At 50.9% G+C, this 20,206-nt stretch carries 21 protein-coding genes and 1 rRNA gene; 13 read left to right on the top strand and 9 right to left on the bottom strand.

Annotated features, from left to right (window positions below):
• Positions 1-11 precede the first annotated feature (11 nt).
• The 3 genes from rrf to ABYK60_RS03840 all read left to right on the top strand — a co-directional run bounded on the left by rrf (position 12) and on the right by ABYK60_RS03840 (position 997).
• Positions 12-127: ribosomal RNA gene (rrf, locus tag ABYK60_RS03850) — 5S ribosomal RNA — on the top strand.
• Positions 128-272: 145 nt separating this feature from the next.
• Positions 273-524, top strand: a complete 252-nt coding sequence (locus ABYK60_RS03845) for a YkgJ family cysteine cluster protein (RefSeq protein ID WP_372870613.1) — start codon at positions 273-275, stop codon at positions 522-524.
• A 17-nt stretch (positions 525-541) separates the two neighbouring features.
• The gene (locus ABYK60_RS03840) at positions 542-997 is read left to right on the top strand and encodes an Rrf2 family transcriptional regulator (RefSeq protein WP_372870609.1); all 456 of its coding nucleotides are present in this window, start codon (positions 542-544) and stop codon (positions 995-997) included.
• Here ABYK60_RS03840 and ABYK60_RS03835 read toward each other — a convergent pair.
• Genes ABYK60_RS03835 through gpmM form a run of 4 tightly spaced genes read right to left on the bottom strand, consistent with a single transcriptional unit; the run spans position 972 to position 5,654 of the window.
• Entirely contained in the window at positions 972-1,724 is a 753-nt protein-coding gene (locus tag ABYK60_RS03835) for a divergent polysaccharide deacetylase family protein (protein WP_372870608.1), read from the bottom strand. The genes ABYK60_RS03840 and ABYK60_RS03835 overlap by 26 nt on opposite strands.
• A gap of 16 nt (positions 1,725-1,740) precedes the next feature.
• Complete coding sequence (locus tag ABYK60_RS03830; protein ID WP_372870607.1) at positions 1,741-2,940, bottom strand: S41 family peptidase; 1,200 nt, start codon at positions 2,938-2,940, stop codon at positions 1,741-1,743.
• Positions 2,941-2,970: 30 nt separating this feature from the next.
• Positions 2,971-4,107, bottom strand: a complete 1,137-nt coding sequence (locus ABYK60_RS03825) for a murein hydrolase activator EnvC (protein WP_372870606.1) — start codon at positions 4,105-4,107, stop codon at positions 2,971-2,973.
• A 5-nt stretch (positions 4,108-4,112) separates the two neighbouring features.
• Complete coding sequence (gene gpmM, locus ABYK60_RS03820; protein ID WP_372870605.1) at positions 4,113-5,654, bottom strand: 2,3-bisphosphoglycerate-independent phosphoglycerate mutase; 1,542 nt, start codon at positions 5,652-5,654, stop codon at positions 4,113-4,115.
• A 236-nt stretch (positions 5,655-5,890) separates the two neighbouring features.
• Here gpmM and ABYK60_RS03815 point away from each other — a divergent pair, with 236 nt between their 5' ends.
• From ABYK60_RS03815 to ABYK60_RS03775, 9 genes are all read left to right on the top strand, one after another.
• Positions 5,891-6,322, top strand: coding sequence for a rhodanese-like domain-containing protein (locus tag ABYK60_RS03815; RefSeq protein ID WP_372870604.1), 432 nt, complete (start codon positions 5,891-5,893; stop codon positions 6,320-6,322).
• 227 nt (positions 6,323-6,549) lie between these two features.
• Positions 6,550-7,038: a protein-export chaperone SecB gene (gene secB / locus ABYK60_RS03810; protein WP_372870603.1), complete on the top strand. Its 489-nt coding sequence runs from the start codon at positions 6,550-6,552 to the stop codon at positions 7,036-7,038.
• 8 nt (positions 7,039-7,046) lie between these two features.
• Complete coding sequence (gene gpsA / locus ABYK60_RS03805) at positions 7,047-8,063, top strand: NAD(P)H-dependent glycerol-3-phosphate dehydrogenase (protein WP_372870602.1); 1,017 nt, start codon at positions 7,047-7,049, stop codon at positions 8,061-8,063.
• A gap of 71 nt (positions 8,064-8,134) precedes the next feature.
• Positions 8,135-9,328, top strand: a complete 1,194-nt coding sequence (locus ABYK60_RS03800; protein WP_372870601.1) for an NAD(P)/FAD-dependent oxidoreductase — start codon at positions 8,135-8,137, stop codon at positions 9,326-9,328.
• 111 nt (positions 9,329-9,439) lie between these two features.
• Entirely contained in the window at positions 9,440-10,402 is a 963-nt protein-coding gene (locus tag ABYK60_RS03795; protein WP_372870600.1) for a diguanylate cyclase, read from the top strand.
• A gap of 2 nt (positions 10,403-10,404) precedes the next feature.
• Positions 10,405-11,355: an ABC transporter substrate-binding protein gene (locus ABYK60_RS03790; protein WP_372870599.1), complete on the top strand. Its 951-nt coding sequence runs from the start codon at positions 10,405-10,407 to the stop codon at positions 11,353-11,355.
• A gap of 263 nt (positions 11,356-11,618) precedes the next feature.
• Positions 11,619-14,444, top strand: coding sequence for an ATP-binding protein (locus tag ABYK60_RS03785; RefSeq protein ID WP_372870598.1), 2,826 nt, complete (start codon positions 11,619-11,621; stop codon positions 14,442-14,444).
• 168 nt (positions 14,445-14,612) lie between these two features.
• Entirely contained in the window at positions 14,613-15,143 is a 531-nt protein-coding gene (mog, locus tag ABYK60_RS03780; protein WP_372870597.1) for a molybdopterin adenylyltransferase, read from the top strand.
• On the top strand, positions 15,143-15,643 hold the full coding sequence (locus tag ABYK60_RS03775; protein ID WP_372870596.1) for an NlpC/P60 family protein: 501 nt from the start codon (positions 15,143-15,145) through the stop codon (positions 15,641-15,643). Before mog ends, ABYK60_RS03775 begins: the two co-directional genes overlap by 1 nt.
• A 6-nt stretch (positions 15,644-15,649) precedes the next feature.
• Here the strand turns inward: ABYK60_RS03775 and ABYK60_RS03770 are convergent, their stop codons facing one another.
• The 5 genes from ABYK60_RS03770 to mtnC form a co-directional block, all read right to left on the bottom strand.
• The gene (locus ABYK60_RS03770) at positions 15,650-16,234 is read right to left on the bottom strand and encodes a HutD family protein (protein ID WP_372870595.1); all 585 of its coding nucleotides are present in this window, start codon (positions 16,232-16,234) and stop codon (positions 15,650-15,652) included.
• Positions 16,235-16,256: 22 nt separating this feature from the next.
• The gene (locus ABYK60_RS03765; protein WP_372870594.1) at positions 16,257-16,496 is read right to left on the bottom strand and encodes a GNAT family N-acetyltransferase; all 240 of its coding nucleotides are present in this window, start codon (positions 16,494-16,496) and stop codon (positions 16,257-16,259) included.
• A gap of 2 nt (positions 16,497-16,498) precedes the next feature.
• Entirely contained in the window at positions 16,499-17,413 is a 915-nt protein-coding gene (pbpG, locus tag ABYK60_RS03760) for a D-alanyl-D-alanine endopeptidase (protein ID WP_372870593.1), read from the bottom strand.
• An 89-nt stretch (positions 17,414-17,502) separates the two neighbouring features.
• Positions 17,503-17,940, bottom strand: coding sequence for an acyl-CoA thioesterase (locus ABYK60_RS03755; protein ID WP_372870592.1), 438 nt, complete (start codon positions 17,938-17,940; stop codon positions 17,503-17,505).
• Between the two features lie 125 nt (positions 17,941-18,065).
• A complete protein-coding gene (gene mtnC, locus ABYK60_RS03750; protein WP_372870591.1) occupies positions 18,066-18,746 on the bottom strand; it encodes an acireductone synthase in 681 nt (226 codons plus the stop codon).
• Between the two features lie 217 nt (positions 18,747-18,963).
• On the opposite strand from mtnC, the gene ABYK60_RS03745 reads away from it, so the two are divergent.
• Positions 18,964-20,166, top strand: a complete 1,203-nt coding sequence (locus tag ABYK60_RS03745; protein ID WP_372870590.1) for an alpha/beta hydrolase-fold protein — start codon at positions 18,964-18,966, stop codon at positions 20,164-20,166.
• The last annotated feature ends 40 nt before the right edge of the window (positions 20,167-20,206 follow it).

Here is a 20,206-nt window from a genome sequence, read left to right as displayed (position 1 = left end):
TAATGAATTTGCTTGGTGACAATAGCGCTCTGGTCCCACCTGATCCCATTCCGAACTCAGTAGTGAAACGGAGCAGCGCCGATGGTAGTGTGGGGTCTCCCCATGTGAGAGTAGGTCATTGCCAAGCGCCTAATAAGTGAAAAGGCCACCCAACAGGGTGGCCTTTTTGCGTTTCTACAAAGCTCAATCTGAAAAAACCGTGCGACAGTTGGCACTATTGGGGTTCGGATCAGAGTATTTTAATGTTCAGCGGTATAATCGGAGATAGGAAAGTGGAATGTCGTTTGGGCTGTGGGGCTTGCTGTATTGCGCCTTCTATCAGTAGTCCAATACCGGGGATGCCTGAAGGTAAACCCGCGGGTATGCGCTGTATTCAACTTAGTGATGATAATCTTTGTTTGATCTTCGGTCATGCCGAACGTCCTGATGTATGCAGTGACTTTAAGGCCAGCGATGATGTATGTGGTAGCAGTAATGACGAGGCCTTGTGGATTATCACTTCACTTGAGAAGCAAACTAATTGACCTGTAGGTAAGGGCTTATGCAACTGACCCGCTATACGGATTTTGGGATCCGAACCCTGATGTATATGGCTGTGCAGCCTGAGCGAACCGTCTTATTCCGCATCGCGGAAATTACGGAAGTATTCCAATTATCGCCTAATCATGTTTCAAAAATTGTGCACCATCTTGGTAAGGCCGGATACTTACAGACAGTGCGTGGTAAAGCCGGTGGATTTCGATTAGCAAAGCCAGCAGAGGCTATTAATTTGGGAGCTTTGGTAAGGGAGCTGGAACACTCTCTGGATCCAATAGATTGTGCCAAGCCAGTGTGCCGACTTACTCCTGCTTGTCAGTTAAAGGGCATTCTTGCGGATGCCGTATCTGCATATCTGGCCGTTCTTGATAAATATTCCCTGGCCGACATAGCTGCGAATAAGGATGAACTGAGTGCGTTGCTGCCTGATGCTACTATCTCAATCTTACGCCTGGACTAGAACTTTGCTGCTGTGCCAGCCTGTACGGTAGCAAATGTGAGGTGGGCACAAGGCTAATGCCTTCTTTGGCCAATCGATGCAGATTGGCCTTCAAAAAATTCACTGTTGCCGGGTGTGGGTGAGCAATCGCAATGACGAAGCCTTGCTGATGTGCCTGCTCCATCATTACTTTAAATTGCTTTTCCAATCCTCGTTTGCTGGTGTCGTTATCCAGAAACACGTGCCGTTTCAGTAGTGGTACCCCCAACTGTTCTGCCTTGCTGCCAGCTTTACTGTAACGGGTGGTCAGACTATCGACAAAGTAGAGGTTATTCTGCTTCAGCCGCTCCATCACCCAGGACATATGGTTGTCCATTTGGGTGAGCAGGCTGCCCATGTGGTTGTTGGCACCTTTGGCGAAGGGAATGCGTACTATGGCATCATCGACTTTACGCTTAATTTCTTCTTCACTCATGTCACTGGTGAGCCCGCCATTGCCAAGCGGCCAGCTATTTAGTGCCTGCATGGGAATATGAAGCATAATCTCATGCCCCTTTATATGGGCCTTGCCAGCAAGAGATGCACCGAGGGGGCTCTGGGGGATGACTGAAAGGGTAACATCTTTAGGTAGTGACAGGACGGCCTCATCGGTTTGACGGTAGCCTATATCGTCAATGATGATCGCCAATTGGGCCCCATGGGCCGAAAATATCCCTGCTGCAAGCAGCAAACCAAGTAGATAGCGCACGTAATATTTTTGTTAGTTATTTTTGTTTTTCGATCCAGGCAATGGCGGAAGCCAAAGGCAGATCTTCATTATGTTGTTCAGCTTGTTCTGAATTGATTATAGACATATCCATTACATCTTTAACAGCAGCTTTTCTGGCTATTTTGATATCGGGCTCTATGCCTTTTGCATGAATATTATTGCCCTTGGGAGTGTTGTAGTGGGCAATGGTGAGCTTGATGGCGCTGTCCATATGTATGGTGGGGATGAGGCTTTGTACCGTGCCTTTTCCAAAACTGGTCTCCCCAATCAGCAGCGCACGGCCATTTTCCTGCAACGCAGCGGCCAGCACTTCGGAAGCTGATGCCGACCCCTTATTTATCAGTACCAGAATCGGAACGTTGGTCATCAGGGTTTGTGGTGACGCGAAGTAGTCTGAATTCGCATCAAAAAACCGCCCTGAAGTTGACACGATACGTCCCTTGGCCAGAAACAGGTCTGCAATCCGGATGGCCTGGTCGAGCAGCCCTCCGGGGTTATTACGCAAATCCAGAATCAATCCTTTTGCCGGGTTTTGCCACTGAGTTATCTGGTTTATCAGCTCATGGTAGGTGCTGTCCTGAAAGCTGGTGAGGCGAATGTAAGCTATGTCGCCTTCGAGCCATTTGCCCTGTACAGATGCCACAGAAATAGTGTCAGGCTTGAGTGTGACCTGATAACTCTGTTGGTCGGTGTGTTTCAGTGTGAGAGTGAGCGGCAGGTCATGCACACTGTGATAACGGATTTCAGCCAAGACATCATTCAGTGCCATTTCCGCCACCTGATGCTTGTTCACTGCGATTATCTGGTCTCCGGCTAATATACCTGCTCTGGCTGCAGGTGAGTCTTCGAAAGGCGAAATAATGCGGATCAATTCGTTATCTGACGCAATTTCAAAGCCATAACCGAAGTATTCTCCCTTATTGGCATCGCGGATATTGATAAGATCCTGATGGGTGAGGTAGCCCGAGTAAGGGTCGAGCTTTTTGAACATACCCTCTATGGCGCCTTCGATCAGTTCATCCCTGCTTATCTGATTTACGTAGTAGGTTTCAATGGTGTCCATTATGTCTACCAGCAAAGGGTAGTCATATTGGTTAAGGATAGGCTTGGCGTTCTCTTGCCCGGACAGGCTGACCGAGAGGCCGAGTGTCAGGCCGAGTAACATGGCCCCGAGATAGCGGATGAACTGCGACATAAAGGCCCCCTGCTGTGCGGGGCCATTGCGTCAGCGTCTGCAGTAGTTTGCCGGGTCGACGGCTTGCCCCTTGTGCCTTATTTCAAAGTATAGGCCAGGCTGTGTCTGTCCACCTGAACGTCCAACCAGTGCAATCGTGTCGCCACTGCTGACACTATCACCGGGGCCTTTGAGTAACGCCTGGGCATGGCCATATAGGCTCATGTAGCCGTTACCATGATCCAGAACCAGCACCATGCCGAAGCCTTTGAGCCAGTCGGCATAAATCACTTTTCCGTCGGAAATCGCTTTAATGTCCTGGCCTTCCGGCGCCGACAGCAGCACGCCTTTCCATTTGATCTGCCCTGAGCGGGCGCCGCCAAAAGACTCGGTGAGATGCCCCTTGGTGGGCCAGCGGAGTTTACCTTTCTCGCTTGCAAGCCCACTGAGCTTGCCACTGGACTTGGTGGATTTGGCCACCTGCTCCAGCACTCGCTTGATGCTGGCCTCTTCGATTTGCAGCTGCTCAAGTTCCGCGCCACGGGACGATAAGTTTTTTTGCAGTTCTTTCAGTGTTGCCTGACGCTGGGATTGCTCATTCTCGAGGCGCTTTGCCTGTTGCTGCTGCGCGGCAGCAAGTTGTGTCAGTTTTTCCTGCTCATCGAGCTGGTCGGCATGGTTTTGTCTGAGCTCATTCATGGTGTTTTTGAGCTCGTTAATGGCTTTGATGCGGGCGTTATTGAGGAATTGATAGTAGGCCAGCATCCGTTCAATGGTAGCGGGATTTTGCTGGCTGAGCAGCATCTTGGTGTAGTCGTGGTTGCCGGCAAGATAGGCGCTGGCGAGCTGTTTTGACAGGCTTTGTTGCTGCGTGGTTTTGAGGGCGTTGAGCTCTTTGCTGCGCACTCTCAGGCCTTCAAGCTTGCCATCCACAGTTTTTAGTTTTCCACGGGTTTGAGTGATGGCCTTGGCGGTCGCCGCTATGGCTTCTTCATCTTTGCGCAGCAGTGTTTGCAATTGCTCCCGCTGCTTGCTGGTATCTTTCAGCGCATTCTGCTGTTTGGCAATTTGGCTTTGCAGCGTTTTAAGCTCGGCCTGACGCCGCGCCAGATCATCGGCCTGGAGCGGCAGGGAGAGCAAAAGAAAGCCAGCGATAGTGCCGGCTTTCCACAGAATACGCTGTGACAAATGGCTTACTCTTCAGTGGTGATGAGTACACGTCCGGTCATTTCTGCCGGAATGTCCTGTCCCATGAGGCTGAGCATGGTGGGGGCGACGTCGCTCAGGCGGCCACCTTCAGCGATGCTGGCGTTGCGGCCAACAAAAATGAAGGGTACCAGTTCGCTGGTATGCGCCGTGTGCGCCTGGCCTGTGCTCGGGTCGCGCATCTGCTCGGCGTTACCGTGGTCGGCGGTGATAATGCACTCGCCACCTACTTTATCCAAGGCGTCTACCACGCGACCAAGACAGGCATCAACGGCTTCACAGGCCTTAACGGCGGCATCGAAATTGCCGGTATGACCCACCATGTCCCCATTGGGGTAGTTACAGATGATGACATCATACTTAGCAGATTCAATCGCTTCCACCAATTTATCCGTCAACTCTGTAGAGCTCATCTCCGGCTGCAGATCATAGGTGGCAACCTTGGGTGAGTTGATCAGGATGCGGCCTTCGCCTTCGAATGGCTGCTCTTTACCGCCATTGAAGAAGAAGGTGACGTGGGCGTATTTTTCGGTTTCGGAAATACGCAGTTGAGTCAGACCACGGTTTTGCAGCACTTCGCCCAGGGTGTTGATTAGATCTTCTGACGGGAAGGCAATGGCACCCTGAATATCACCGGCGTATTCGGTCAGCATCACGAAATGGGTTTTCGGTGTTACGTCTCGCTCGAATCCATCGAAGGATGGGTCAGTAAAGCTGCGGCTGATCTGACGGGCACGGTCGGCGCGGAAGTTCATAAAAATTAATGCGTCGCCGTCATTGAGGCTGACGCTGTGGCCATCGGCATCCACAATGGCAGTGGGAGCGACAAACTCGTCGTTTTCATCGCGGCTGTAGGCCGCTTCCAGCGCGGCAACTGCGTTGCTGGCAGTGTGCTTGCCTTTGCCCTGGGTAATAAGGTCATAGGCCTGTACTACGCGATCCCAGCGGTTGTCGCGGTCCATGGCGAAGTAGCGGCCAACGACCGAGGCGATACGACCCACATTTAGCGAGGCAAACAGCTCGGTAAAGTGCTCCAGACTAGATTTGGCGCTGCGTGGCGGGGTGTCACGGCCATCGAGGAAGGCATGCAGGTACACCTTGGTGGCACCGCGCTTGGCGGCTAGACGCACCATCGCTTCCAGATGCTCTTCGTGGCTGTGTACGCCACCGGGCGACAGCAGACCCATGATGTGCACGGCGCCATTGGCGGCAACTGCAGCATCCACCGCTTGGCACAGGGCCGGGTTGGTATCGAATTCACCATCTTCGATGGCTTTGCTGATGCGGGTCAGTTCCTGATAAACGATACGGCCGGAACCCAGGTTGATGTGACCCACTTCGGAGTTACCCATCTGACCATCGGGGAGACCCACGTCGTGGCCGGAACCAGAGATAAGACCGTTGGGGTAGGTGGCATGGAGTCTGTCCAGAACCGGGGTGTTGGCATGAAAGATGGCATTGCTCTCATGATCTTCGCGATAGCCCCAGCCGTCGAGGATCAGTAATGCCAGAGGACGTTTAGCTGTCATCGTGGTTTACCTTCAAGATTGATAAATGGAAGAAGTGTTGGAATCGGAAATTGTTCAAATATTACTACGTCAGCACCCAGGGGACAAAGGCATTTACCCCGATTGCGGCTGTGAATGCTATTTGTCTGTAAAAAGGTGACCTGTGCCCGCGGGAAAGGCGTTTTTGCTGCATTGTGCTGTTGTGATGGTATACTCTCTGGCCACACAGTTTCAGGTCTCTAAACCGACGGAATATCATGCAAGAATACATCGAGTTTTTCAGGGCAAACCCTATGCTCAGCCTCGCCTGGCTGGGTCTGTTTTTGGCACTGGTTGTTACTACCATCAAATCCATGACCTCCAAGGTTAAACACATTGGCACTCAGGAGTTGGTTCAGCTGGTTAATAAGCAAAATGCCAAGGTGGTGGACGTTCGCGGAAAAGATGAGTTCCGCAAAGGTCACATTGTGGATGCCGTGAACATCACCATGTCTGAGATCAAAAATAATCAAATTTCTTCCCTTGAAAGTAACAAGAACACCCCCATTATATTGGTGTGTAACGCTGGCATGACTTCAGCTCAGGCAGCGCAGTTACTGGTTGCTCAGGGCTTTGAACAAGTCTTTAGCCTCAAGGGCGGAATGGGCGATTGGCAGGCTGCCAACTTGCCTGTGCAGAAAAAACGCTGAGGTCAGCGGCGGATGTTGCTTTCATGTGAAGAATACTGCAGTGTAAGCCACATGAAATTGGGTCCGCAGCACCCTGAACCATAGGTCGGCAAAGGGCTTTTGAAGTTTTTTTAGCTGGCAAGATCTGAACCGGGACGGTACTGAGATCCATTGCGGCCTCAAAAGCCCAGCCCTTAAGAAAGGCTTCTATGTAAAAGCCGACTCAACATATTGATAGGTAGGAAATTATGGCTGAAGTAGCAAATAACGAACAACAAGCCCCACAGTTCAACATTCAACGCGTTTACACCAAGGACGTATCTTTCGAGACCCCCAACAGCCCAGCGGTATTCCAAAAAGAATGGAACCCAGAGGTGAAATTGGATCTGGATACCCGCAGCACCAAGCTGGCTGATGACGTGTTTGAAGTGGTTCTGTCTTTGACTGTGACTGCCAAAAATGGCGAAGAAACTGCTTTCCTGTGTGAAGTTCAGCAAGCTGGTATTTTCCACATCGGTGGTCTGACAGAGCCACAATTGGCCCATTCACTGGGTGCCTACTGCCCTAACATCCTGTTCCCATATGCCCGTGAAACCGTGGCCAGCCTGGTGAGCCGTGGTACTTTCCCACAGCTGAACCTGGCGCCTGTTAACTTCGATGCCCTGTTTGCCCAGTACGTGCAACAGCGTGCTGCTGCCGCCTCTCAGGCTGAGCAGACTGAAGAAGCCAACGCGTAAAATCACCAATGAAAGACACTGCCGATATTACGGTACTGGGGGCGGGCTCTTATGGCACCGCCCTTGCCATTTCTTTGGCCAGTAACGGACACAAAACGCTGCTGTGGGGTCACGATCCTGAGCATATCGCCACCCTGGAGCAAGAGCGCTGCAACTCAGCCTTTCTGCCCGGCATCGCTTTTCCGGACTGCCTGATCACCGAAGCCGATTTGGGCAAGGCTCTTTCGGCCTCGCGCAATGTGTTGGTGGTAGTACCAAGCCATGTGTTTGGTGAGGTACTAGTCAAAGCAAAGCCAATGCTCAGAAACGATGCCCGTATCGTGTGGGCGACCAAGGGACTTGAGCCTGAAACCGGTCGTTTGCTGCAGGATGTTGCCCGCGATGCACTCGGTGATGCCTTCCCGTTGGCAGTGCTTTCTGGCCCAACCTTTGCAAAAGAGCTTGCAGCCGGTTTGCCAACGGCGATTTCGGTTGCTGGTACGGATGCCAGTTTTACTGACGATCTGGTTGAGCTGCTCCACAGTCCCAAGCGGCTGCGGGTTTACGCCAACGACGACTTTATCGGCCTGCAATTGGGCGGTGCGGTGAAGAACGTTATCGCCATTGGCGCCGGCATGTCAGACGGCATAGGCTTTGGTGCCAATGCCCGTACTGCGCTTATCACCCGTGGCCTGGTGGAACTAAGCCGCCTCGGTGAAGCCCTGGGCGCACAGCAAGCCACTTTTATGGGCATGGCCGGACTTGGCGACCTGGTGCTGACCTGTACCGACAACCAGTCGCGCAATCGCCGTTTTGGCTTGGCACTGGGTAAGGGCTGTGACGTCAATACGGCACAGGCTGAAATCGGTCAGGTGGTCGAAGGCTATCGCAACACCAAAGAGGTGTTCACCCTGGCTAAACGCCTCGGAGTGGAAATGCCTATCACCGAGCAAATCTATGGGGTGCTGTATCAGGGAAAATCACCGCTGGATGCTGCCAAAGAGCTGCTTGCCCGTGAGAAAAAATCTGAAACAGCTGCTGAGTAAAAGCCGCGCTGCAACAGGAAAAAGGATGCTAGAATTGGCATCCTTTTTTTATGTCCGGGAGTAACAGGCGGATGTCGGATTGTAAGCATCATCAGGTCATCATTATTGGCGCGGGCGCGGCAGGGCTGATGTGTGCCCTGACGGCGGGCTACCGTGGCCGTGATGTGTTGCTGCTCGACAATGCCAAGCAGTTGGGGCGCAAAATTCTCATCAGCGGCGGTGGCCGTTGTAACTTTACCAACCTGCAGACCCAGCCCTCGGCGTATCTCTGTGCCAACCCCCATTTTGTAAAGTCTGCGCTGGCACGTTACACCCAGTGGGATTTTATAGATATGGTCGAGCGCCATGGCATCGCCTATCACGAAAAGACCCTCGGACAACTGTTCTGCGATGAGTCGGCCAAAGACATAGTTGAAATGCTTGCCACCGAATGCGACTGGGCTGGGGTGAAAATTCAGCTGCGTACCGAAATCCTCGCAATCAGCAAAGACGACAGCGGCTTTTTGCTGCACACCAGCGAAGGCGACTATCGCTGTGATTCACTGGTCATTGCCACCGGTGGTTTGTCGATGCCCAAGCTTGGCGCCACGCCTTTCGGTTTTAAAGTTGCGCAGCAGTTTGGCCTTCCTGTACTGCCGACCAGCGCCGGACTGGTGCCCTTTACTTTGCAGCCACAGGACAAGGCCAAGTTCGAGTGTCTTGCCGGTATCAGCTTGCCGGTGACGGTAACGGCCGCCTGTGGCCAGTCATTCTCGGAGGCGCTGCTGTTTACCCACAGAGGCCTGTCAGGCCCAGCGGTGTTGCAGATCTCTTCCTTCTGGCGTCCCGGAGAAACCGTGAGCTTCGATTTGTTGCCAGGCATCGATTTTGTTGATTGGCACAAAACAATCAATGCTGAATCACCTAAATTGTCAATAAAGAACGCACTATCACGCTTGTTGCCCAAGCGTTTTGTGGAGCGATTAGTGGAAATTGGCGAACTGCCCGACAAAACCCTGAACCAACTGGGCAAAGGCGAAATCGATGCCTTGGCCAGCTATTTTGCCAGTTGGCAAATTGCTCCCGGTGGCACAGAGGGGTATCGCACCGCCGAAGTAACTCTGGGCGGGGTGGATACAGATGCGCTGTCTTCCAAGACCATGGAGGCCAAGGCCTGCCCCGGGCTGTACTTCATCGGTGAGGTGGTGGATGTAACCGGTTGGCTCGGTGGTTACAATTTCCAGTGGGCATGGAGCTCTGGGCACGCCGCCGGAGAAGCCGTGTAATTCGCCTCGAAAAGCGAGCCTTTCGGACTATTTTTCTTAAGAAAATAAGGGCTTTTTCCATCGCCCTTTTTTTGGGCTGCTACACTTTTCCAGACAGGAAGGATTTCGGGTTTGAGCCGGGAGTGGGCAGCCAAGATGATGGAACCTTTTACCGTTCTTATTGTGGATGATGTAAGGACGAACCTACTGGTTATTGGGCAGTGTCTGAAGGGGCTCTACAATGTCCGTGAGGCCACCAGTGGTGCCCAGTGCCTCAAACTTGCCCGAAGTGAGCCCCAACCAGACCTTATCCTGCTGGATGTGGTTATGCCCGATCTCGATGGCTATCAGGTGTGCAAGGCACTGAAGTCAGATCCAATGACGGCAGAAATACCCATCATTTTCGTTACTGGTCGGGATACTGATGAAGATGAACAGCGTGGGCTGCAGTTAGGTGCGGTTGATTACATAACCAAGCCGATAAGGCCAGCTATAGTTCGCGCTCGGGTTTCTGCTCATATTCAATTAAAACAACAGCGTGATCGCTTGCAGTTTATGGCGCTGCACGATCAGTTGACCGGGCTTTATAATCGTCACTTTCTGGTGGAAACTGCCAGCCAGCGTTTGGCCAGGGTGGTACGTCATCGGACACCTATGACGGTAGTACTCTTAGATATCGACCATTTCAAAAAAATTAACGATAACCATGGTCACCTGACCGGCGACAAGGTGCTTATCGCTATTGCCAAATTGCTTAATGCCAATATCCGTAAGGAAGATGTGGTAGCCAGGCTGGGTGGTGAAGAGTTTGTCATTCTGCTCGATTGTGGATTGGATATAGCGGCTCAAAAAATGGAAAACCTTCGTGGTTTGCTTGAGTCCATGCAGCCTGAAGGTTTAAAAGTGACAGGCAGTTTCGGATTGGTGGAGGCCAGCCCGTTTAATGCCGATTTTTCCCATTTGTTGGTCATGGCGGATGATGGTGTCTATCGTGCTAAATCTCAGGGACGAAACAGGGTCGTGTGTTGCAGAGCTGAAGCCACTGTCATTAATAAGCCAAAACATACTGACCAACAGCGACAACAGGAAGGTTGAACATGAGACTGCTATACCTGCTGCTGATCGCCGGATTCTTACTGGGTTGTGAGCCCTCCCCCCGAGAAAAAATTATCGTGGCCATCAATCCCTGGCCGGGTTATGAAATACTTTATCTTGCTGAGCAAAAGGGCTACTTACGAGAACAGGGGCTTAATATTGAGTTGGTTCAGGTAGCAACACTTTCCGACGCTCAAAGGGCTTACCTGTCGGAAAGGGTCGCAGGTTTTACCAGTACCATGATAGAAGCGGTGCAGGTGGAAGCCTTTGGTGGGAAGCCAATCAAGGTGGTGTTGGCGGCTGATTATTCTAACGGTGGAGATGTTATTGTTACCCGAAAAGAGTTTGCGGACTTACCTTCTCTTAAGGGAAAAACCATAGGTTGTGAGGTCAGTTCACTGGGGATTTATATTTTGTCCCGTGCGTTGGCTGCCCGAGGTATGTTGCTCGATGATGTGACGGTGTTAAATGTTGAACAGGGAGATGGTGCCCGCCAGTTAGCATCCGGAGAAATAGATGCCATGGTGACATATCCCCCTTACTCGCTGATGTCTTTGAAAAGCGATAATAATCATGTTGTGTTTACAACCCGGGAAATACCCGGTGAAATTCTTGATACGCTTTCTTTGTCAGCTGATGTTGTTAAAGCGCATCCCGATCTGGTCCCCAAGTTGAGAGTGGCTTGGCAAAAGTCATTAGATTATTTTCAAACGAACCCCGATGAATCAGTAGCAATAATGGCGCGGCGTGAAGGGATACCGCCGGAAGACTTTATCGAAGCCATTAATGATCTGTATCTTCTCACCGCCGCAGATCAGGAGTCTCTTTTTGCCGATAAGGCACAACTCGAGAACATGGCGCGTTCTGTGTGCAGCACTCTTAAACATATCAATGCTCTGGAGGGAAACTGCAGTCATGTCATTGGCATGTTTAACCTGCCAGGGGAAAGGTAATGGCTGGTTTTACCGAGAAAGTCCGAAAGAGTATTGGCTATAAGTTGAACCTGGCTACGGCTTTTATGGCCATAGTCGTCTGCTTATTGGTGGCACTTTACTATCGGGAGGATGGTCAGCGGCGTATTCAGGAGCAAGCTCAGCACGAAATGACCGACTTGCTCAACAGCTTAAACCTGGCACTTGAAACGCGAGCAAGTCGCACAGACTTGCAACGGGTTGTACTGGCTCTGTCGACTAAAGAGTCGATAACCCGTATGAGTTTGATCAGCGGCGAGCAGATTGTTGCCGATAATCACGCGGAGTATATAGGTCGTTCTGTTGCTGACATTTATGGTGAGAATATAAGGCGGCTAATCGGAGATACGCTTAAGCAAACTCCGACCGCAGAACCGCAGCTCATCGATAAAATTTTCCACCAAAGTGCGCGTTTATATCTTATCTCGCCCGAAATTCAGCGTTTACGCCCTTATGTGCTGTATGTGGCATACAACACGGAACCTCTGGAGGTTGAGGTTCGAGCCGATTTAATAAAGTTAGTCGTTATTCAGAGTCTGGGCTTTTTGTTGCTGCTGGGTATAAATACTCTGGTACAACAAAGAGTTGTACTTGGGCCGATAAGTAGTATTAGAAAGCAGATAAGTGCCGACCATCATCAGGAAATCGTGCACAAATCCGATGATGAGTTTGGTCTTTTGGTGGATAGCTATAATGAGTCGATTCACCAGAGGAACACTCAGGCCAAAGAACTTGAAGACTCCCGACGCTATATTGATGCCGTGACCAATGTGATCCCTGTGCAGCTTGCTTATGTCGATGCTGCTCGTTGTTATCGATTTATCAATAAGCGCTACCTGCAATGGCTTGATAAATCGTCAGAAGAAGTGCTTGGGCACTTGGTCGCCGATGTGCTGCCGGCCGATGTTGAGGAATTGGTCAGGCCCTATCAGGAGCGGGCATTAGCCGGGAATCAGCAGGTTTTTGAGTCTGAGATAGAGCAAGGTGTGGACGATATCCGATATTTTCAGGCTACGTATGTCCCAGATTTTAATTCTAAAAATCATGTGGTTGGTTTCTTTGCCTGTGTTGAGGACCTGAGCCGCGTAAAAGCAAATGAGCGAAAAATCGAAAAGTACGCGCAGGAGCTGGAGTTTAATAACTGGGCTTTGATGGAAGCAAGGGAAAAGGCGGAAGCTGCATCCCGTTCAAAGGCAGATTTCCTCGCCTGCATGAGCCACGAAATCCGTACGCCGATGAATGGTGTCATCGGTATTTTATCTTTACTTGGGCGAACAGAACTGTCTTCTCAGCAGCGACACTATGTGTCTGTGGCTTCTTCAAGCGCAGAGTCGTTACTGACCTTGCTGAATGACATTCTCGATTTTTCAAAAATTGAATCCGGTAAGTTTGAAATTGAAGAAATTCCCTTTGACCTCATTAAATTACTGGACGAATTTGTTCAAGCTCAGGCATTGCGGGCCGAAGAGAAAGGTCTCAAATTGCTTTTGGATGTTTCGGGTGTGCACGTACGCTGGGTGCTGGGAGATCCGAGTAGGCTACGGCAGGTTTTAGTCAATTTGGTGGGTAATGCCATCAAGTTCACGGAAATTGGCTGGATTGCTGTTCGGGTAAGAACCCTCAGAGAGGCACACAATGGCTTAAGCCTGTATGTCAGCATTGAAGATACCGGGATAGGGATCGCCATCGACAAGCAAGACCAGCTCTTTACGCCTTTTACCCAAGCTGATTCATCGACAACCCGTCACTTTGGTGGCACAGGACTTGGGCTTTCTATTGCCAGGCGATTATGTGAATTGATGGACGGTAATATCAAAGTCATCAGTGCATTGGATGCCGGCAGTACGTTTAAATTTCACATCAGACTAAAGCCGGATCCCAATGAAGCTTATCAGGATTGGCCACCACGTCTGCCCTGCCGACATATATTGATGGCCGGGGAGTTGGGGGCGGCTGAGCAGATGTTGATCGAGCTTTTTAATAGTTGGGCATTGTCGCTGACGACCCTTAATGGGCGGGAGGGTGTGGAAAATGGCTTAAGCCAACAAAATAGTGATTGGCTTATATATTCTGTACCCCAGCATATCAGCGCGATAGACGATGAACTGACATGGCTTGCGTCGGCTGCTAAACAGCACCCTAACGTACTGGCCATAATCTCACACCAGCAGCAGTTAAACTTATCATCAAACATGGAGCTGCCCTGTCATTTTATTTGTCGCCCGCCACAGACGCTGAACTTGATGAGTCTGTTGAGTGGAAAGGCAAATTTGGTTGAAACTCAATCTGATGACCATAAGCATCACTTTGAGGGGAAGGCAACAATCCTGTTGGTTGAGGACAATAAAGTTAACCAAATGGTCGCCATGGGGATGCTCAATAATTTGGGGCTGCAGCATGTGGATATTGCCGCCAACGGCCTGGAAGCTTTGTCGGCTTTACAGCACCAACACTACGACATCATTCTTATGGATTGTCTGATGCCGGAAATGGATGGTTACCAAGCCACAGTGGCTATTCGTTTGGGAGAGGCTGGTGAGCATTGCAAAGATATTCCCATTATTGCCATGACAGCTAACGCGATGAAAGGCGATAAAGAGCAGTGTTTAGAAGCAGGTATGAGTGACTATCTGTCAAAGCCGTTGGAAATACATGCATTAAGTGAAATGTTGCAGCGCTATCTTAACACTGCGACTATGCCATTACAGTTAAGCGCCGAAGGGGACATTGTTTCAACGGCCAAACTGTTTGATCGTGACAAGGCTTTACAACTTATGTCGGGGGATGAGCAGCTGCTGAACGACATAGTCAGTGTGTTTATTGAAGAAATGACGCAATATCGTGAAACCTTTGAAGCGGCCATGACGAAAAGGGATTTCGCTGCGTTGCGCAACGCAGCACATTCTATCAAGGGGGCAGCCAGTAACCTGTGTATGAATCCTTTGGCACAGGTTGCCAAAGAAATGGAGCTTGCGGCGCGTAATCTGCAATGGGAATTTTTAACGTCCAATCAGGATCGCTTCTTCGTTATCCTTCAACAAACACTGAGCCAGAGCAAGCATGCTGTTTGACAACGAGTGCCAGGCGGAAAGAATTCTTTCTATTGGTATTGTGCCGCAGCCGAGTTAAACCTATGGGCTTTATGATTTGGAGCACTTTGGCAAATCCTTGATTGTGTTATTTTAGAGAGCCATTAAGTTGCCGCAGATGCGGCTCAGTCTTGCCATAAGGAAGCACCCATGGCCAAAGCCAGAATTGGAATTGTTACTGTAAGTGATCGCGCCAGCGCCGGTATTTATGAAGACCTGTCGGGTCAGGCGATTATTGAAACACTCAAAGCCTATCTTTCCAGTGAATGGGAAAGTGTTTACCGGTTAATCCCTGACGAGCAATCGCAAATTGAAGCGACACTTGTTGATTTGGCTGACAATGAAAATTGCTGTCTTATCGTGACTACCGGCGGAACCGGCCCTGCAAAACGTGATGTTACTCCCGAAGCGACCGAGGCTGTATGTCATCGGATGATGCCAGGCTTTGGTGAGTTGATGCGCGCCGAGTCGCTCAAGTTTGTACCTACTGCTATTTTGTCTCGTCAAACAGCGGGGCTCAGGGATGACACCCTGATTGTAAATCTGCCAGGCAAGCCCAAATCAATTCGTGAATGTCTGGACGCCGTTTTTCCTGCCATTCCTTACTGCATTGATTTAATGGACGGCCCATACCTTGAGTGTGATGAGTCGGTCATCAAGCCTTTCAGACCCAAGAAATAATGCCAATATTTTGGATGACATCGCTGAGTCGGTTGATACTGCTGGGGTTAAGTTTGTGGCTGGTGGGCTGCGGCTCCCGGCCTGATACCCCCGCGACGCCTGAAACGGCGGTGAGTGATGCCGTGCAGGATAGTTTTACTATAGAGCGACTGCTGTGGCTGTATGCCGATTGGGAAGGGGTGCCATATCGCCTCGGAGGTATGAGTAAAAAAGGCATAGACTGTTCAGGTTTCACTCTGCTGGTATATCGTGACCTTGTGGCAAAGTCGTTGCCACGCACTGTAGAAGAACAGCTTGAACATGGCGCTCCTGTTGCCACAGGCCATCAACGTCCCGGCGATCTTATCTTCTTCAAAACTGGCTGGAGTACCCGTCATGTAGGGGTGTCGCTCGGTGACCACAGGTTTGTACATGCATCAACCAGTCAGGGGGTGATGATTTCATCGCTCAATAACAGTTACTGGAAGCAGAAGTTCTGGCAAATCCGTCGTTATGGCTGAGACTAATCAGTCTGAGTGCCGTTGACCAATGCTAAAGGCGATAAAATCGCTTGGGCTTGAAGTCAGTATGTTCAGTGGCTTGGATGAGATAATAAGCGGATTCTCAGCGTTCATCTGGTTATCGGCGACCATCAGGGAGCCCTGGCGTAAATAGATGCCATACACCAGTGTCTGTGGTTGAAGGGGTTGGTTCCAACGTTGCTGCGAGTTAAGCATGAGTCTGCACGCTGTTTTGCTGACCCCGGAGGGGACAAACAGATTGAAGTCTTCTACCGATGGGCTGTCGAGTTCCGCATGTATCTGGCTGGCACCATTAAAGGCGAAGGGTGCAGCTGAGGAGCCCAACTGAGCTGCACTTTTTACGCCATCAATGGTGAGAGACATTTGTCCATTCAATACTATCAGCAATCGGTCGTAACCACTGAAATCGCTGAACGGTCCTGATGTTTCCACCTTTGCACTGCTCAGTCGGAAGTCAAAATCTCGGGCGGCGAGAGTGCTGCTTTTGGGGTAAATCCACAGTTGGGTACTGGTGCCCCCTGACCAGGTGCTGGTCTGGAATTCGTCGGCGGCAACCAGATGGATAGGCATTTTGCATCCTTAACAAATTGGATTAAAGGAATTTTTGAACGTACCAGCAGCTGGCACTGATGTCGAGCCCCTGCTGTTTTGACCAGTCCAAGCCGTGTCGTACCAAACGTTCAGCCAACCCCTGCCCCCTTAATTCGGGGGGGACAAAGGTTCGGCGGAAATCTATTGAATCCCCGCTGCGATAATACTCAAGCCGCGCTTCAGCGCCGTGATAGCTAAGCCTGAAGGCTTGTTGTTGCTGGTCGTGAATAATGTCATCCATGGTTATACTTTACTGTCTCCTTTCCTTTCCCTGACTCTTTGCTCTTTGTACGTTTTTGCTGAAGCAGGGACTTTACTGACTTTTCCTGTCTCAAGCCAACTTTTCAGTCTGCTGGCGTCTCCAAGATGAGTCTGCTTACCGAACGAATCTAAAACGACAAATGCAACATCCCTTTTGGCCATTTTGGTCAACATGACCAAACAGTGTCCGGCTGCATCTGTGTAGCCTGTTTTGGTGAGGCGAATGTCCCAATTGTCTTTATTTACCAGCCGGTTGGTATTGTAAAATGCCAAACTATACTTGGGTTTGCCAAAGGTGACTGATTTACTGGGTGTGGATGAAAGCTCTCCCAATAAAGGATAAGCTCGAGCTGCCTGTAATAATTTTACCAGGTCGGCGGCTGTGGACACGTTTTTGACTGACAGGCCGGTGGGTTCAGCAAAGTGGCTGTTGTGCATTCCCAGCGCCTTGGCTTTCGCATTCATGGCTTTGATAAAAGCCTTGTAGCCACCGGGATAATGATGGGCCAGAGTGGTGGCAGCACGGTTTTCCGAGGACATCAGAGTAAGTAACAGCGCGTCTTTGCGGCTTAAGACACTACCAAGGCGGATTCGGGAAACCACATTTCGCATGTCCGGGTTTTCATCCACGATGACTTCAATTTTTTCCTTGAGTGGCAGGCCGGCATCCAGGATGACCATGGCGGTCAGGAGTTTAGATACGGAGGCGATTGGCATCACCGCATCTGGGTTGGAGGCATAAAGTACTTCGTTGGTTTTGGTGTCAACCAACATGGCACTGTAGGAGGCAAGCTCCTGCTTGTTGGTCTCAGATTTGCTGGCGCCAAAGGCGCTGGGTAAGGCCATCAGGCCAAGTAGCATAAAACTGCCGATGACATGGGACAATTTGGATTTCATTTGCGCTGCCAATAAATAGTGTTGTCGTTATTCTCATGCCATCTGGGTGGCAATAATCCAAGTGTAATCATCGATGAGACAATCACAAGTCAGTCAGGTTCGCTTTGCTGAAGATTTTTTAGTAAAACCAGCATTTCTGAGGGCATATCGGCTTTGCGTGCTAATTTGAAGTCGAACATCACCGCGACAGAACTGCCGCTGGTAGTGATGGCCTGTTGGGCTTCGCTGAACACCTCATAGTGCAGGGTAAAACGGTCGGAGTGAACATCTGATACCCAAACACCCACTTGCAGGGTATCGGGGTAAGTCACCGGCCGCTTATATCTGGCCTTATTTTCACTGATAACTGGACCAAGCCCCTGGCGATACATCTTGTCCAGCGGAAAGTAACGGTTGAAAAAGTCGATGCGAGCTGTCTCAAAGTAGCGGAAATAGGCCACGTTGTTGACATGTTGCAGGGCATCCATTTCACCCCAGGCAACAGGGATATGGCTGATGTGAGGATGCTTATCAGAATAGTTTTGCATGATTCAAACGTCCGTTTAATAACCGTTCGAGCTTAGCAGTCACTTTGAACTGGCTCAAGCAAAAACCAAAACGCCCCGCGAGACGGGGCGAATACAGAGCAAAAGTGACAGACACCGCGAATGGTTCAGTCGAAGTTCAGCTCATCAAAGCTCTGGATGATTCGGTATTTACCGGTGCGAATGGCGCTGTCGCGCACCATTTGTGTGGTGATCATGCCAGCAGCCTCGGCGGCTTTTAGCTCATCCACCAGATCGGATACGAACAGGATTTGCCTTGGCGTAAGGCTGATGGTGTTAACTATGTTGCTGTACGCCTGCTTATCAAGCTTGTTGCCGGTGCGGGTATCGAAGTGGCCGTTGAACAGTTCGGTCAGGTCGCCGCCATCACTGTGACCAAACAATAGTTTTTGGGCATCTACGGAGCCGGATGAAAAGCTGTATACCCGAAGTCCCAGGCTGCGATAGCGCTTTATCGCTTCAATAAAGTCAGGGTAAATGTGGCCTTTGAATTCACCCTTGCCATAACCTTGTTTCCATATCAGGCCCTGCAGGGTTTTCAGTGGTGTGACTTTGCGGTCTTCGCCAATCCACTGCACCAGAATTTCGGCCACACGAGCCACATCGGCATCAGGTTCCAGCGCGATATCGCGTACATCGCTCATGCAGTAGTCCACCAAAGGATTGTGCTGCTGCTCGTTGAGAAACTCGGCCATGACTTTTGCAGAGTAGGGGAACAGGGTTTCCTGAATAAAGTTGAGATCCGTGGTGGTGCCGGCGGTGTCTACGATTATGGCTCTGATACCCATGTTTTTAATACTCCACTAACTGCTGCCAAAAGACAGTGCCCAAGATGCAGGCAGATCCTAAAGTGAATTGTGCCCCTTTGCCAGATAAATCGGTCAGTTGATCGGCTGAATTCGGCGTGGCACCGCCCCGGTTGCAGACTTTTTACTTGCGATGCCCTGACTGCTACTTTAGCTTGAACGCCGATAAGGATAAAAAAACGCCAATACAGGAAATTCAATGAGAAGAATCATCACCTTATTACTTGGCAGCTTGCTGAGTGTTTGTGCTTTGTCGCCGCAGGTTCAGGCGGCAGAAGGCCCATCGTCAGAGTCGCTTGAGGTTCGCTCGCCACTGCTGGGGGACGAGCCCGCCACCTTCACCATCACCCTGCCTGCAAACTATGGCGAAGATAAAGCCCAGAAATACGTGCTGTTGCTCGACTGGCATCCCCGCGCACAGCCACTGCTGGCAGGAATGCAGGACTGGATGAGCCACAATGGCGGCTGGCCCTGGGTCGAAACCATAGTGATCACCCCGCCCAATGGCCATCAAGGTCTGGGCCTGCTTAAATCAGCAGCCATTGAAACCGGTGATGAAGCTCTGCTGGATTTCGTTGAAAACTCACTGTTGCCCGCGGCTTCGGCCAAATACCCCAGCAGTGGCTTTAAGATTGTCAGCGGTTTTACCGGCAATGGCGGCCTGGTGCTGCACTCGCTGCTGCATCGGCCGGCGCTGTTCAACGCTTATATCGCCATCAGCCCGGTGCTGAGTGACGACTTTGCCAAGGTGTTGTCACAGGCGAAAAGCCGGCTGCAAAGCCTGGATAAATCCCTCGCCGGCAAGACCCGATTTTTGCAAATATCCACCAGTGACAGTGATTTCGAGAGTGGCGAGCTGGAAGCCTTTGCCGGGTTTGAGGCCGTACTCAAGGCCTATGCGCCAGAAAGCCTTAAATGGCAAAGCCTCAGGCTCGACGGCACTTATTACATGACTCAGCCGGTGCTGGGCATAGCCCACGGCATCGAGTTTGTGTTCGACGATGTGCATAAGCCACTCACTGCCGACAGCGCCATCAGTCAGCAGGGCGTGGCGGCAATCCTTGCTTATTATCAGCATTTGTCCAGGGATGTGTATGGCTTTGAGGTCTCGGCGGAAGGCGCGCTCACGGCACTCGCCAAAGCCTCCTTGCCGGACGCCCCACAAAAGGCAATAGCCGTGCTGACCGAGGCCGCCGCCGCTTTGCCGACGAACCACAGCCTCAAGTTTGAACTTGCCACCATTCAGGCGTCGCTTGGGAAAAACACCGCAGCCGCCGGGCAACTGCAGCAGGCGTTAACTCTGACCGACCACCCCTTCTGGCTGCATCATTACCAGCGGATGCTCACCCAGCTACAGGCCAGTAAAGAGGGTGAGGTCATCCGGCTTTCCTTGCGGCAATAATGCCTTTGCATTAGGGCGGCGGCCGAACGTTAGACTTCGT

Origin of the sequence: Shewanella sp. (genome assembly GCF_041630135.1) — a bacterium.
In the GTDB taxonomy this organism is placed as follows: Bacteria; Pseudomonadota; Gammaproteobacteria; order Enterobacterales; family Shewanellaceae; genus Shewanella.
Note: the sequence above shows the minus strand (reverse complement) of the source record. Positions and strands in the feature narration are given on the sequence as shown.